General features: G+C 40.7%; 13 protein-coding genes. 7 read left to right on the forward strand and 6 right to left on the reverse strand.

What is annotated here, in order from left to right:
• The 4 genes from ABJG98_RS15670 to ABJG98_RS15685 form a co-directional block, all read right to left on the reverse strand.
• Positions 1 to 465, reverse strand: a complete 465-nt coding sequence (locus ABJG98_RS15670; RefSeq protein ID WP_348280478.1) for a hypothetical protein — start codon at positions 463 to 465, stop codon at positions 1 to 3.
• Between the two features lie 65 nt (positions 466 to 530).
• Positions 531 to 1,346 (reverse strand): DUF3179 domain-containing (seleno)protein, encoded by an 816-nt coding sequence (locus tag ABJG98_RS15675; protein ID WP_348280479.1) that lies wholly within the window; start codon positions 1,344 to 1,346, stop codon positions 531 to 533.
• A 40-nt stretch (positions 1,347 to 1,386) separates the two neighbouring features.
• Complete coding sequence (locus tag ABJG98_RS15680; RefSeq protein WP_348280480.1) at positions 1,387 to 1,878, reverse strand: hypothetical protein; 492 nt, start codon at positions 1,876 to 1,878, stop codon at positions 1,387 to 1,389.
• Positions 1,879 to 1,889: 11 nt separating this feature from the next.
• Entirely contained in the window at positions 1,890 to 2,639 is a 750-nt protein-coding gene (locus ABJG98_RS15685; protein WP_348280481.1) for a DUF3667 domain-containing protein, read from the reverse strand.
• A gap of 217 nt (positions 2,640 to 2,856) precedes the next feature.
• Here ABJG98_RS15685 and ABJG98_RS15690 point away from each other — a divergent pair, with 217 nt between their 5' ends.
• Together ABJG98_RS15690 and ABJG98_RS15695 are read left to right on the forward strand one after the other, a co-directional pair.
• A complete protein-coding gene (locus tag ABJG98_RS15690; RefSeq protein ID WP_348280482.1) occupies positions 2,857 to 6,216 on the forward strand; it encodes a methylmalonyl-CoA mutase family protein in 3,360 nt (1,119 codons plus the stop codon).
• Between the two features lie 62 nt (positions 6,217 to 6,278).
• Positions 6,279 to 6,599, forward strand: coding sequence for a DUF1801 domain-containing protein (locus ABJG98_RS15695; RefSeq protein ID WP_348280483.1), 321 nt, complete (start codon positions 6,279 to 6,281; stop codon positions 6,597 to 6,599).
• Between the two features lie 10 nt (positions 6,600 to 6,609).
• On the opposite strand, the gene ABJG98_RS15700 is transcribed toward ABJG98_RS15695, so the two are convergent.
• Positions 6,610 to 7,566, reverse strand: coding sequence for a kelch repeat-containing protein (locus tag ABJG98_RS15700; protein WP_348280484.1), 957 nt, complete (start codon positions 7,564 to 7,566; stop codon positions 6,610 to 6,612).
• 203 nt (positions 7,567 to 7,769) lie between these two features.
• On the opposite strand from ABJG98_RS15700, the gene ABJG98_RS15705 reads away from it, so the two are divergent.
• The 5 genes from ABJG98_RS15705 (at position 7,770) to ABJG98_RS15725 (ending at position 15,203) form a co-directional block, all read left to right on the forward strand.
• A complete protein-coding gene (locus ABJG98_RS15705; RefSeq protein WP_348280485.1) occupies positions 7,770 to 8,657 on the forward strand; it encodes an ABC transporter ATP-binding protein in 888 nt (295 codons plus the stop codon).
• 10 nt (positions 8,658 to 8,667) lie between these two features.
• A complete protein-coding gene (locus ABJG98_RS15710) occupies positions 8,668 to 12,339 on the forward strand; it encodes a M1 family aminopeptidase (RefSeq protein WP_348280486.1) in 3,672 nt (1,223 codons plus the stop codon).
• A 93-nt stretch (positions 12,340 to 12,432) separates the two neighbouring features.
• Positions 12,433 to 13,704 (forward strand): YHYH protein, encoded by a 1,272-nt coding sequence (locus tag ABJG98_RS15715; RefSeq protein ID WP_348280487.1) that lies wholly within the window; start codon positions 12,433 to 12,435, stop codon positions 13,702 to 13,704.
• Between the two features lie 110 nt (positions 13,705 to 13,814).
• The gene (locus ABJG98_RS15720) at positions 13,815 to 14,600 is read left to right on the forward strand and encodes a hypothetical protein (protein WP_348280488.1); all 786 of its coding nucleotides are present in this window, start codon (positions 13,815 to 13,817) and stop codon (positions 14,598 to 14,600) included.
• 9 nt (positions 14,601 to 14,609) lie between these two features.
• Positions 14,610 to 15,203 carry a hypothetical protein gene (locus ABJG98_RS15725; protein ID WP_348280489.1) on the forward strand — a complete coding sequence of 198 codons (594 nt, stop codon included), beginning with the start codon at positions 14,610 to 14,612 and terminating at the stop codon, positions 15,201 to 15,203.
• 1 nt (position 15,204) lies between these two features.
• On the opposite strand, the gene ABJG98_RS15730 is transcribed toward ABJG98_RS15725, so the two are convergent.
• The gene (locus ABJG98_RS15730; RefSeq protein ID WP_348280490.1) at positions 15,205 to 15,972 is read right to left on the reverse strand and encodes a class I SAM-dependent methyltransferase; all 768 of its coding nucleotides are present in this window, start codon (positions 15,970 to 15,972) and stop codon (positions 15,205 to 15,207) included.
• Positions 15,973 to 16,048: the final 76 nt, after the last annotated feature.

Consider the following 16,048-nt stretch of genomic DNA (forward strand, 5'->3'; position numbering starts at 1 on the left):
TCAAAAATTACAATCACCAGGAAGTGGCTCCACCTTATCCAGATTAACACCAAGCGTATCTGGAAAATCGGCTACTTTAAACCCATCCTCAACAGTACCTTTCATGACCACTCCTCCATATCCGGTATTGTTCATGTGGGCACGCACCCAAACCGTCTGATCTTTTGCAACAGTTACTGACCCACCACTTCTCTTAAATGGCTGTTCATTTACATGACTATGGAGGAGAATTCTGCGGTAGATCAATTCACCCTCTTCTGACACCACTTCCCACCAGTCTGCATATTGATCACATCCTGTGTCAGGGCTCGCAATGGTAACGGAGAAAGAGTAGTTATTTTCTGAGCCTGAAGCAGTGACTCTGGTCACATCGGCTTGCCTATTCTGAGAGATTGTTTTTGTATCCGAACTAGCGCATGCGATAATCAGAAGGAGCTGGAAAAGGACTATTTTCAATTGAATCATAAAACAAAGGAAGTAAATCCTGTTAAAAACCTAAATCATGCTATAGGCCTTGGTCTTCATTCATCTCAGTCCCCACTGGAAGATTGATAGTCTGCTATAATTTGATTGACATCATCTATAGCAGGCCATGAAGTGGGACGTTCAAAGTCTTGTCCTGATAGCATCACTTGAGCATTTGGGTATTTTTCTTTGATGGTAGCCCAATCGGTATCTTCCCAATATTCCTCATCCATTTCCAGTAAACTCACGCCTTTTAGCGGGCCTGAGACAGATCGCCCGATCAGCGGCCACCACAGACTTTCAGTTTCGCGATCCCAGAAAACAAAGCCATCTAATCCACCCCATACCTCGTCATCAAAATATGTGTAACCGCTCAAAGCGAATGTTAGCGTCTTGTCTCCATATTGGCGATTATAGATGGCGCCCAGATCTGCCAGTATACAATAGGCAGCCATAATCGGCTTTCCGTCGAGGCTGTCATTGACCACCTCATGCCGCGTAAGGTCGGGCACTGAATATGCCTTGACTTCATCGCCGCGGTAGGCTACCAAAAAACGTGTCGTGTCGTGCCACTGACTGTCGGCCTCAGAAATCGTTATAAATTCAGGATTCAGTAGTGCTGAAAATGCCTCACGACCAATCCCATAGTGGAATTGCTCATCCTTCAGTTCATTGTTTGTGATGTCAAAATGCTGCGAGCTATCTGGCCCTCCATAGAGCATCTTTCGATTATCCACTTGGAAAATTTTTCCATTATCGACCGATACAGGTCGCTGGCGTTTTTGGGATTCTTCGCTCTCCTTATCGGATGCTTGCTGCGAAACATTGGAGGTACAGCTGGCAAAGATGAAAAAAGAAAGGATGAGAAGTGAGTATTTCATTTTAGATAGATTAGTGTATAAAGGTAAGTACTTCAACCCATCAGGAAAGGGTTTTAACGAGCCTATTTAGTACTTCGAGTGAAATCTCTTCTTCGCCTGAAACAACGAAATCAGCTTCCGGAAACTGACCATATTGTAGATGAGATTCCCACACATGCTCGAGAAACCAATCCGGCTCGTCGCCCCAACGGGTTTCATTTCGTCTCCGTGCGAGAAAAGTCTCTTTTGAGATCTGCATCCACACGGTTGTATCAAACTGTTTACGCAATGATTCATCAGCGAAAATCAATATGCCTTCAATTACAATGACATCATAGTATTTACAATCTTCAATCGTTCGCATGATTTGTTCAAAATTCACTGATTCGGGACTTTCCCAATCAATACGATCTTTGATTTTAGGTATTTGAGATTCTGGAAATACATAATTATCCATAGCTAGCAAAACCACCTTCCTGTCATGAAGTTGTTCTTTGATCTCATATGCCAGACTTGATTTCCCTGACCTGCTACATCCTCCGATTCCGATCATGTGAGGCATAACTATAAAGTAACAATCAGATAGCTCAATGCAAATCCGGCAGTCATGTATAGTGCGATACTCAACACTGCCACGAGCAAATACTTAAAGTATGCCAGGAAGGATTTTGACTGAAAAAGAGTGGCAGACGAGTAAATGATATATAGAGCTAAAAATGAAAATATGAATACTTTGGAGGTGGAAAAAAGAAACTTATCTACAATCATAACACCTGTTGCGAATAGAATGTATACTCCTATAATGTAGAAGCTAATGATCAGATATTCTGTGAGATTATATCGCTTGCTAAAAAACAGTTTCAAATTAATACCTATTGAAAATACGAAGATCAGCATGATGTTATTGATATGCGTCACCATATATCTTGCTGCTTCTTTAAACTTGATAACACGTGGATGCGCATTTTCATCTGCTTGGCGAAATTCTCCTTCCAGCGGATCATAATCAATTAGGGCTTTTACGATCAGATAGATTGCCGTCAATACAATGAAAAAAGCAATCGGTTTGTAATACGTCTTTCGTCTTCCTGAAATAAACTCTCGAAACATCCTGCCGGGATTGAGGATCAAAGATTTGAGCGTAAAAAGTAGCGGGCCTTCCAAAGCGAAGGTGGAGCTAAAAAAGTCGTCGATTGCCTCTCTGAAAGTGAGACGCTTGATTTTAGCAGACTGGCCGCACTCCTGACAATAGTTACCGGTAAGAGTGGCATTACAGTTCAGGCATTGACCAGTCGAAGAAGTAGGGTCAGACATGCACTCAAATTAGGAAAAGTTTTTAAGCTATGACGATAGTCTGTACTAAAAGTGTTAACCTAACCATTCAAATCTTCTGTTTTTCAAATCATTTAAAGAAGAAAATAGCTATCAGCCTTTATTCATTGATTGAACCTTTTCTAAATCCTAGGGTTATCCAAATACATTCGAATCATCTCCATTTTCAGTAACTTTACCCTCCCAAAATTGAAGCGACATGAACCCAGAAGTTGAGATTTATAAGCCTAAGAATCACATTCGTATCGTTACAGCAGCATCCCTGTTCGATGGACACGATGCGGCCATCAACATTATGCGACGGATCATCCAGTCCACAGGTTGTGAGGTAATCCATCTCGGGCATAACCGTTCGGTACAGGAGATTGTGGATTGCGCCATTCAGGAAGATGCGCAAGCCATTGCCATCACATCGTATCAGGGTGGTCACGTGGAGTACTTCAAGTACATGTATGATCTACTAAAAGAGCGGGGCGCGGATATTAAGCTATTCGGTGGAGGAGGAGGAACCATCCTACCAGAAGAAATCAAGGAACTTCACGATCATGGAATCACACGTATTTACTCTCCGGATGATGGACGTGCAATGGGACTGCAAGGCATGATCAACGATTTAGTCAAGCAAAGTGACTTTGCAGTAGGGGAGAATCTAAATGGGCAGATAAAGAAAATTAGCACCAAAGATCACTCCACAATCGCTCGTGTGATCTCGGCAGCCGAAAACTACCCCGATCAGAATCGGGAAGAAATGGAAGCACTGCGAAAACAAGCTGTGAATACACCAGTGTTGGGGATTACTGGTACGGGTGGAGCAGGTAAATCATCATTGGTAGATGAGCTCGTACGTCGTTTTCTGGTAGACTTTAAAGACAAGAACATCGCTGTAATTTCAGTAGATCCATCCAAGCGTAAAACCGGTGGTGCATTGCTGGGAGATCGCATCCGGATGAATGCAATTTTTAGTGAGCGTGTATATATGCGTTCACTTGCAACTCGTCAGTCCAACCTGGCACTGTCCAAATATGTGCAGGATGCCATTGATGTTGTAAAAGCAGCTGGATTTGATTTGATAATTTTAGAAACTTCTGGAATAGGTCAGTCAGATACAGAAATCACAGATCACTCCGATGCCTCACTGTACGTGATGACGCCCGAGTATGGGGCTGCTACTCAGCTGGAGAAAATTGATATGTTGGACTTTGCAGACATCATTGCGCTTAACAAATTTGATAAACGCGGCGCGCTGGATGCACTTAGAGATGTAAAGAAACAGTATCAGCGCAATCACCAACTCTGGGATGCAAAAGATGAGGATCTTCCGGTGTTTGGAACGATCGCCTCACAATTCAACGACCCGGGTATGAATCAGCTTTACTTATCGCTGATGAATTTGATCGCTAAGAAAACAGACTCAGACTTGAAGTCATCATTTGAGAGTACCGAAGAGATGAGCGAAAAGGTGTTCATCATTCCTCCAAAGAGAACACGCTATCTATCAGAGATTACGGAGACCATTCGAGGCTATAATGAGAAAGCCCTCGAACAACGGGAAATAGCACAGAAGCTATACAGTCTAGACAAATCAGGAGAGATCCTCAAAGACCAAAAAGATGCACTGGCTGCTATTGATCAAGCCAAAGAAGATCTGAGATTGGACCTTGATCCACACAACCTGAAAATCATTGAAGGATGGAACGAAAAGAAGGCCAACTACGAAGGTGATGAGTATATCTATGAGGTTCGCGGTAAGGAAATTAAAGTAGAGACAACTACTGAGACACTTTCACATACCAAAGTGCCGAAGGTGTCACTGCCGAAATACGAAGGCTGGGGAGATGTGCTTCATTGGAGTTTGCAGGAAAATGTACCAGGCGAATTCCCATTTACAGCCGGTGTATTCCCGTTTAAAAGAAAAGGCGAAGATCCAACACGGATGTTTGCAGGAGAAGGAGGACCAGAACGTACCAATAAGCGTTTCCACTACGTATCGCAAGGACTTCCTGCTGCAAGACTTTCCACGGCTTTTGATTCGGTAACACTTTATGGAGAAGATCCGGATTATCGCCCGGATATCTACGGTAAAATCGGTAATTCTGGAGTAAGCATCTGCTGTCTTGATGACGCCAAAAAACTTTATTCTGGTTTTGATCTTTGTGATCCAACCACATCTGTTTCCATGACCATTAATGGTCCCGCCGCCACTATTTGTGCATTTTTCATGAATGCCGCCATCGATCAGCAGTGTGAGAAATACATTGTGGAGAATGGGTTGGAAAAAGAAATAGAAAAGAAAATCGAGAAGATCTATAAAGATCGTGGAGTAGCAAGGCCTGTGTATAAAGGTGATCTTCCGGAAGGCCACAACAGCCTTGGGTTGATGCTTTTGGGCGTAACCGGAGATCAAGTGCTTCCTGCTGATGTTTATCAGGAAATGATGGTGAAAGCACTTTCGTTAGTGCGAGGTACAGTACAGGCTGACATTCTCAAAGAAGATCAGGCACAGAATACCTGTATTTTCTCTACAGAGTTCTCCCTCAGACTCATGGGAGATGTGCAGCAGTATTTCATTGACAACAATGTAAGAAACTTCTATTCTGTTTCCATTTCTGGTTATCACATTGCAGAAGCTGGAGCAAATCCCATCACCCAACTTGCATTTACGCTAGCAAATGGATTCACATTTGTGGAATACTATCTGTCCAGAGGTATGGATATCAATGCTTTCGCACCGAATCTTTCCTTCTTCTTTTCCAATGGAGTTGATGCAGAATATGCAGTCATTGGTCGAGTTGCCAGGCGTATTTGGTCCAAAGCAATGAAACTAAAATATGGAGCTAACGAGCGAGCACAGAAGCTGAAGTATCACATTCAAACCTCAGGACGTTCACTCCATGCGCAGGAGATTGATTTCAATGATATTCGCACTACGCTACAGGCACTTTACGCGATCTATGATAATTGTAATTCACTCCATACAAATGCGTACGATGAGGCAATTACAACACCTACTGAAGATTCGGTACGTCGGGCAATGGCTATCCAGTTGATTATTAATAAAGAACTTGGTCTTGCGAAGAACGAAAATCCAATGCAAGGCTCGTTTATCACTGAGGAGCTTACCGATCTGGTAGAGGAAGCAGTAATGATGGAGTTTGACAGGATAACTGAGAGAGGTGGCGTGCTGGGTGCCATGGAAAGCATGTATCAGCGAGGTAAGATTCAGGAAGAATCACTGTACTACGAGACCAAGAAGCACACAGGAGAACTACCAATCATTGGCGTGAATACCTTTTTGTCATCCAAGGGTTCACCGACAATTATTCCTGACGAAGTAATTCGCGCTACGCAAGACGAAAAAGAACAGCAGATTACCAACCTCAACTCACTGAAAGAAGGTAATTCAGGTAAAGCAGAAGAAATACTTGTGAAGCTGCAAGAAACCGCGCTTCATAACGAAAACACCTTTGCCACCCTAATGGAAGCAGCAAAGTACTGCTCGCTAGGACAGATTACACATGCAATGTTTGAAGTTGGAGGACAATACCGTAGAAACATGTAAATTATAGTAGTGTTATACGAAGCAACCACACCGACCGAATATTTACACCAATTGGAAGAGGATTGGCGGAAAGAAAAACTCCTCAAGCTGAGAGATATTCTGCTCACTCAATATGCTTAACCGAAGGAATTCGGTATAAGATGCTCAGCTATCAGGATGAAAAAGGAGTCATTTTTCAGCTCAATGCACAGAAAAATTATGTAGCACTTTATGTTGGTGATGCGAGTAAGGTTGATCCAAGTGGAAAACTGCTCGAAGGAATAGATCACGGAAAAGGCTGTCTTCGATTTAAGAAATCGACAAATTTAGCAGGAACCCCTATTGAAAAATTCATTGAGAAGGCCGTCGATATGTGGAGAAAAAGTGAAGATATTGATTGTTGATTTTAGAAAACTAAAGTTGGGTCCACGATTTAGATTTAAGATCAAATTTCCAGAAATCTATCAATGGTTTATTAGTTGCATCCCATCCGCCAAATAAAACAACAGCTTCATTTTTAGAATCATAGAACAGGCCTGGTTTTCCCGCTCTAGGGGAAGGTCCATCCGAAGTTAGTTCCACCCATTCGTAACCATTCCATAATCTTGTATCGCCAAGATATCCTTTATTGTATCCACCAAAGAGAATGATCGCTTTGTTGTTCTTATCGTAGGCCATTGCATGATGATCACGACCCAGCTCCGGGCTTTCATTAACTTTCTTCCAGGTCATATGTTCAAACATCCATGTGTCACCGTAAATAATTTTCTCACCAGCTAAACGATCAAATCCACCAAATAGGATAGCACTGTTTTGCGCAGAGTTGTATGCAAGTGTGTGTTGCCTTCTTGATGGTGGTTTCACTTTAGTTTCAACTTTTCGCCAGCTACTATCTTGAAGAATCCACGTATCATTAAGAGAATTTCCATTGCTATCAGAGCCACCGAAAAGTATAATTCCATCTTTTGTAGGAAGAATTCTATGAGACTGTCTGGCTTCCGGACCGGTTATCGATAATTCCTGCCAACCTGATTGTGTCCAAATCCAGGTGTCATTCAGCAAATTTCCATTGTCTGTTTTACCTCCAAAAAGTACAAGTCGATTAGTATGTTCATCATATATCATCGCATGTCCATTTCTTGGTTCTGGGATTTCATCAGAATTCCATTCTGACCATTTTTTGCCATTAAAGCTCCATAAATCATTTGATCTCATTTTTATGTTTGAATCAAATCCACCAAACAAAAACACTGATTGAAGCTTTGTGTGATATGCTACCACCGGCTGATTCCTTGGGTAAGGTTTCTGCATTTCAATGTTATAAATTAATGTCATTGAAAGTCCCAGAATCAATTTCAAAATCAAATTCATAGCATTAGGCTTTAAATCAATTTAACAAAAAAGTACACTGAAACCCTGATGGATAAAATCATCTGTCATGAGTTGGTGATGTCTGCATAAAAAACACATGCTCTTCTCATCGAATACTTGTTAGAAATGTTTTTTCTCAATTTCAACTGTAAGTTTTTTAAGTTGCGGGATACTAATGTGACCGAATCCCTAAACTTAATTTCATGAAACTGACGATTTCTAACCTTTCCAAAACCTATAAAAATGGCGTAAAAGCCATTGACAATGTCTCATTGGAGATTTCATCCGGAATGTTTGGCCTACTTGGACCAAATGGAGCTGGCAAATCCTCTTTGATGCGAACCATTGCAACTCTACAATCACCAGATTCAGGTGAGATTTATATGGATGATATGAACATCCATGAAAATGAAATGGAGTTTAGGAAGCGCCTGGGATACCTGCCACAAGAGTTTGGTGTATATGGAAAAATGTCAGCGGAAGCCCTTCTGCAATATTTTGCAACCTTAAAAGGTGTATCAACCAAAGCTGAGCGTGATGCCATTGTGAAAAGTGCACTTGAAGTGACCAACCTCTATGAAGTAAGAAAAAAAGATGTAGCGAAGTATTCAGGAGGGATGAAGCAAAGATTTGGAATTGCTCAGCTTTTACTTAATGATCCTAAACTGATCGTAGTGGATGAGCCTACAGCAGGACTTGATCCCACCGAGAGACAAAGATTTTTGAATGTACTTCGCGAAATAGGAACAAATAACATTGTAATCTTTTCTACCCACATTGTGGATGATGTAAAGGAGCTTTGCACAGACATGGCCATTTTGAATGGCGGAAGAATTTTGTCACATCAAACACCAAAAGAGGCCGTAAAAACACTTGAGGGTAAGATATGGAAGAAGATCATAGAGCGAGATAATCTGGAAACAGAAGAAGCCAAATACAATGTCATCTCGTCCAATTTCAATGATGACAATACAGTAAACATTCGGGTTTTAAACGACAGCAACCCAGGAGATGGGTTTAAGCCGGTGGAGGCAAACCTCGAAGATGTTTACTTCACCACGCTTAGTCAGGAACAAACTGCAGAAGTCTAAATCATCCAATATGTTTTTGAAAATATTCTCTTTTGAAATAAAATATTGGGTTAAGAATCCTCTGTTTTATATCTACCTGGGCTCTCTGTTTGCCATTTCTACATTGGCCATGGCTTCAAACGCGGGAATCTTTGATTCTATCACCGTGATCAGAAGTTCAATCGCTTTTATAAACTCAGCGTTCTCACTGAACAACTTCATCAATGGTTTTTCAATAATTGCCTTTTTCCTTATTCCATCAATCGTAGGTGGAACCATTAACAAGGATTATAGCAGTAACACTAGCAATGTGTTGTATTCATATCCTTTCACGAAGACAGACTACCTCCTTGCAAAATATTTGAGTGGCCTGACAGTGACAATAATGGTACTACTTTCCATTGCTTTGGGAGCAATTGTTGGAGGGTATTTACCAGGTACAAATCCGGAGCTCTTAGGGGATTTCAATTTGCTGAACTACCTACAGCCCTATCTCATTTACATCATCCCTAACTTGATTTTTTTTAGCGCGATCATCTTTGGTGTGGTTACATTCTCTAGAAATATATCCGCAGGCTTCGTGGCGGTGATTGCATTATTTCTTTTGCAAGGAGTTGCCGAAACAATTATTGGAAACCTAGACAATAAAGAGCTCGGCGCACTTCTCGATCCGTTTGGTGCTTCTGCGAGCTCGTACTATACAGAATACTGGACTGTAGCTGAACAAAATGAGAACCTGCTGCCATTCGAAGGATACATCATATACAATAGACTGATCTGGGGAGGACTGGGATTATTAATCTTTATGAGCGTGTTTTGGGTGTTCAAGTTTTCTCATAATCCACTTTCTTTCAGCTTTAAAAAGCAAAAAGGAGCGCGTGTTACGAAAAATAATTTTGGCAGCATGGTTCGCGTCAACTTGCCTAAGGTTTCACTCGATCACAGCTTACTAAATAGAATGAAATCAGCATGGACACTATCGAATAATGACTTTCTGTTTGTGGTAAAAAGTTGGCCATTTATCATTATTTCATTAATTGGTCTGCTCATTTTAACAACCACTCTGGCAGTAGGTCAACAAATTTTTGGTACCGCTACCTATCCGGTTACCTGGCAAATGCTGAACATAGCCGGAGCCGTATTTACAAGAATTGCGATTCTGCCAATTACTTATCTCTATGCAGGTATGCTTATACATAGGCATAGGATTTCTAAGATCAACCAATTGGTAGATGTAGCTCCAATGCCCAACTGGACGATGTTATTGTCTAAGTTTATTGCGCTCGTTAAGATTCAGGTAGTACTGTTGATTCTGATTATGATAAGCGGAATCTTGATTCAGTCATATGCAGGTTTCTATGACTATGACATTGGCTTGTACCTACAGGATCTGTATTTCCTAAGAATTTGGAATATCATTGTTTGGAGTTTGTTAGCCATTTTCATTCACACTTTAATTCCCAACTACCTCGTAGGTTTCTTTATAGCCTTAGGTGTCGGTATTGGTATCAATTTTCTAGACTCAGTAGGCATAGAGCAATCCATTTTTAAATATAACGAGGGACCGGGGACTTCCTATTCTCCAATGAATGGTTACGGAATTTCTATCGCAAGGTATTTTGTATATAAGATATATTGGTTGCTTTTGGGATGTGCATTTTATGTTTTGGCCATTGCATTTTGGCGACGAGGAATGCCTACTACATTTAAGATTAAGCTTAAGGAAGGCCTTCATTCTTTTACGCGACCATTAAAGATTGCCTTTACATTATTCATTCTTTCGTTTCTAGGACTCGGCAGCTACATCTGGTATGTCAATAATGTCGAGAATACCTATGTGTCCGCTAAAGAACGCGAAGAGCAACAAGTGGAGCAAGAGAAGCTCTACCGTAAGTATGCTGGAATGGCTCAACCCCGAATAACAGACGTCAAAGTAGACATGGATATTTTTCCGAAAACGAGAGATTTCCAGGTAGCTGCAACTTTTGTTGTAGTCAACAAATCCAAAGAAGATATAGACTCATTGTTTTTAAATCACACCAACTATCCTAGTGAGTTTTCTTTTTCGGTAGCCAATGAGCTGGTAATGGAGGATACCACATACCATTATGATTTCTATCGATTGGCACAACCCATGAAGCCTGGCGATTCCATCATTTTTACCTTCAAAATGTGGAACAAGCCGAATACGCTTTTACGAAATAATTCACCGGTTATTGCAAACGGAACGTTCGTAAATAATGGCATCTTTCCAACATTTGGCTATTCTGAAAGTGCTGAATTGGTCGACAATAAAGTGCGTGAAAAGTATGGATTGCCTGAAAAGGAACGTATGAAGTCTCCTTTGGATACGACTGCCTTGGCGAATACTTACATCTCTTCCAGTGCAGACTGGATCACCTTCGAAACAACTGTCAGCACAGCAGAAGATCAAATTGCCATTGCGCCAGGATACCTTCAAAAAGAATGGACGGAGGAAGGACGCAGGTATTTCCATTATAAAATGGACAGTAAAATTCTGAACTTTTATGCATATCAGTCAGCTGATTATGAAGTTTTGCGTGATAAATGGAATGATATCAATATTGAAATCTACTATCATGAAGGACATGAATATAATCTGGACAGGATGATTAAAGGGGTAAAAAAATCTCTTGAATATTACACCAGAAATTTCAGTCCATATCAGCATAAGCAAGTAAGAATTATTGAATTTCCAAGAACCAGTGGATCATTTGCACAATCTTTTGCAAATACAATTCCTTTCTCTGAAGCGATTGGTTTTATAGCAGAAGTTGACGATGAAGACCCGGAAGGAGTAGACTATCCATTCAGCGTCACTGCTCATGAAGTAGCACACCAGTGGTGGGCACATCAGGTGATTGGCGCTAATGTGCAGGGCGCTACATTGATGTCTGAGAGTATGTCTGAGTATAGCAGCCTACGTGTATTGGAGAAAGAATACGGATCTGATAAAATGCGTGTATTTCTGAAAGACGCTTTAGATAAGTATTTACAAGGTAGAACCTTCGAGCGCCTAAAAGAAAAGCCGTTGATCTTCAATGAAAACCAACAATATATCCATTACAATAAAGGATCATTAGTACTCTATGCGCTTAGTGACTATCTAGGTGAGTCCGTATTTAATAAGGCAATGAGCCAATACATTGATAGTGTTGCATTTCAGGAACCACCATATACGACAGCTCTGGAGTACCTTGGTTTTGTCAAAGAAGCAACTCCTGACTCACTAAGATACCTGGTGGAGGATATGCTGGAGACCATTACGCTATATAATAATCGCGTGACCAAAGCTTCTTACAAAGTACTGGATGATGGAAAATATGAGGTGACCCTTGCGACACTGATTTCCAAATATCGCGCGGATGAGAAAGGAGAACGGATTTTTACAGATGCCAATGGAGATAGTCTAAGTTATCAAGTTGAAGGAAGACGTAGGCCATTGATTTCACTTCCTCTCAATGATTGGATTGATGTAGGTGTCTTCGTAGAAAAAGAGGTGGATGGGAAAATGAAAGAGGTACCTCTTTACTTGAAGAAACAAAAATTTGAGCAAATCAATAATGAGATAAAGGTCATTGTAGACGAAAAGCCAACCTCAGTCGGTATAGATCCATACTATAAGCTGATAGATGTTGTTTCGAATGATAATCGTTCTTCACCCGTCGAAGATTCTGAATGATAAATATAAAAGGCTCTGAAAAGAGCCTTTTTTATTTTGTGCGCAAGTATTTCTCAGAAAATATCATCTAAGTAATAGAACAAACACACTACGATGATAAAATTCTCAAAATACCTTTTAGTCGCATTTTTTATAAGCACTTTCATTGCTTGTGGAGACGATGGCGATGAAGATGTTAATGCTAGTCCGGAAGTAGTTGCAGCCTTAGATGATATAACGCTTTCACCTGGGTTCCAGTCTACAACAGTTAACCTAGCTCCTGTATTTAACGATTCTGATGGAAACAGCCTGAACTATAGCGCTACAAGCAGTGCTACCACGGTGGTCACAGTTTCAGTAGCAGGGAGTACATTGACGATAAATGAGGTAGCAAATGGAAATGCAGACATTACCGTAACGGCAACAGATGGTAACGGAGGTAGTGCAACCGATAACTTCTCAGTAACAGTAGCAACCACTGAATGTACCAGTGACAATTCTACAAATCAGAATAATACAGTGTGCAACAATACCCCATCTGCTGACAATGAATACACAGAAACCTTTATTGGTAATGGCAACAGGCAAATAACAACCAACAGAGTGCCTGCTCATGATTATGGAAATCAGGTGGCTAACCTTGGAATCTCAGGACTTACTTCCAATATGGTTACATATGAAATTGATGCTACTCCTGAGCTCGCAACAAATACGACTAGCATAATCGACACAGACAACATGCCAGCCTATGATTTTGGGATAGCGCTGAACGGAGTTCCAATAGACCCGGCGCCAGGTACACCGTTTATTTTTGAAGATACTGATACTGGTGAGTACAATTGGGATTGGGTTTTTGAACCTACGAACAACCGATCTGAAGTCGGATTAGATTGTAACAATGCACACCTACAGCCTGATATGCAAGCGGGAACAGGCCTTATCCACTACCATGGCGACATGGCAGTATACGCCGACGCGCTGCTTGCAGGATTAGGCACAGGAAGCACAGTCCCTAGTCAACCGGTTCAAGTAGGTTGGGCAGTCGATGGATTTCCAATCTTTTACAAATATGGCCCGGATGGTAGTGAAGGAGTGGAATTACTTACTCCAAGCTATCAATTGAAGGATGGTGAACGACCAGGAGACGGCAACTCAGAGCCATGCGGTGAGTACAATGGTAAGTATACCAATGATTATGAATATGTGACCGGATCTGGCGATTTGGATGCATGCAATGGCATCTCAAGAGCAGTTACCATCTTCAATTCTCAAACCCAAGGCACCGAAACTTTTGACTACTTCTATGTGATCACCGATGATTTTCCGGTAATCTCTAGATGCTTGTCCGGTACACCTAGCCAAGACTTTGCTAAAGGCGGTATGTGATTAACCATCTTGAAATGGAACAGAGAGTCCTGTGAAAACAGGACTTTTTTTGTTTTAGGCTTGTCAGGCCACTTGATCCGTTTAAGATTTGCAGTTTGAAAAATGGACCTATGAGGCAAATAGTTATTTCAATAGTCTTTAGTTTTTTACTATCCACAGCGCATGCTCAGATATTAAAAGTGGATAAAGGATCTTTATCTTCTGATTCATCCAACTACTTTATTGGAGTGATAGATGCCACATTCGCAATCAATAATAGAAGCTCATCTGTGGAAGAACAAAGTGTTTATGTCGGAGTAAATAATAATATTGATATCGTTTATATAGCAGAGAAATCGGCGACCGTTTTTTTAAGTGGCCTCAATTATTTCAAGATTGGAAACGGTCCACTTATTTATAATGGAACCGCACATTTGAGGCAAATATTGCGTAGATCAGCCAGGCTAACTCCAGAAGTTTATGGACAGATTCAATTTGATGAATCAAGAAATATGGAGCTGAGATGGCTGCTCGGAGGAGGCTATCGTTGGAATATTCTTCAAAAAAGGAGTTCGCTCTATGCAGGGTTAGGGATTTTTAGAGAAATGGAGCGCTGGAATGCTGGAGAGATGGAAATCAATAAAGAACTCTGGAAAATGAACTCATATGTGAGTGCAGATATCAAATTAACACCTTCGACCAACATCAATGCGATCGTGTACCTACAATCAGGAAGAGATGGTGCAATAGATCGATTTCGAAATCGGATAAGTGGACAATTGGAATTTAAGAATGCCCTCACGGAGCAGTTCAAGGTTAAAATGACTTCCAACTTCTTACTTGACGATCGTCCGATCATTCCACTGAATAAGTTTATCTATGAAGTGTATTTTGGTGTGGAATATAGTTTTAATTGATATTTGTCTATGAAGCTGAAGAAAATCTTAATTGATATAATTCCAGTACTAGTAGGTATCCTGTTGGCATTATTTATTAATAATTGGCAACAGTCAAACTCAGAGAAAAATTATATTCAAAACTCGGTAAAATCAATAATCAAAGAGAATGAAGGGAATATTCTAGAGCTGAATGAAGCGCTAAGGCGTCAGGCGCTTTTTATGGATACATTGGAGCGATATCTAGATGATGATGAATACACTTTAGCAGATATAATTAGAAAAAGCAAAGGGGTTTATACTCCGGATTTGAAATCGACTACCTGGAAGTTTCTGATTCAGGACTCCAAGCATACGCTGGTTTCTTACGAATTCATCAATCGGTTGGCTGAAATTGAAAAGTACGAAGTATTGGTAAATCGCTTCAATACTAAGTTGGGAGATATTATTTTTCAGCCGGCATTCTTTGATGATCCGCGAATGAAAAATGTTTGTGGAATTCTCTTCAGTGATTACGGAGCAATAGAATTTAGCTTAATAAATGAGCTCAAGGAGTTCAATGATTATGCAAGAAAAACCTATTCAATTCCCACGGATACTGTAGCAATTGAAAAGTCAGAATAAACTATTTAACAACCCGGTATATAATTTCACTATCAGGTAAGGCATAACGAGATTTTTCATCAGCACTTAACTCATCAATTATTCGCTCTTCATGCACTTGAAGTCCTGAACTCGCAAGTCTTTTTGCGTAATCTTTCCCATACATACGTACATGATCATCCTGTCCAAATGCTTTCTCTCGCTCTTTCGGATCAATAATCGTTTGATCTTCATAGGTAGATTCTGGAAGCGGATAGAAGAAAGGTACCTGCAAAATGGCCCATCCTCCGGGCTTCAGTACACGCTTCATCTCACTGAGAGCCTTCATGTCATCATCCACGTGCTCCAATACATGATTACAAAAGATGATATCGATAGAATTGTCTTCAAAAGGAATTTCATGAATATCCATTTTTACTTTAGCCAATGGAGATTCAATATCCGCAGAAATATAATCTAGATTCTCAAGTGCCTCAAAGCGATTCATAAAGCATAGTTCCGGTGCCACGTGTAACATCCTAGCTTCCTTAGAGAAAAAATCCGTTTTCCGCCTTAAATACAGCCATATCAGTCTGTGACGCTCAAGCGAAAGGCATTTTGGGCATAGGGCATTGCTTCTTGATGAAAGTCTTCCGTAGGGCAAAAACTTACGAAAGTGTGATTCACATACTGGACATTCTACCTTGTTGCCTCGATAAAAAAAAGCCATTATCCGCATAGCTATATGGCTAAATAATTGCAGATACTTACGCGGGACGTGTCTTAAGAAAAAAGAAATAATAAACTTCACCTGGTGTCTATTTTGCGCCGCAAGTTATTTATTCGTCCCCCGACCCGCAATCATTGCTTAAAATTTCTCTATTTTG

This window comes from Ekhidna sp., assembly GCF_039960695.1.
Classification (GTDB): domain Bacteria; phylum Bacteroidota; class Bacteroidia; order Cytophagales; family Cyclobacteriaceae; genus Ekhidna.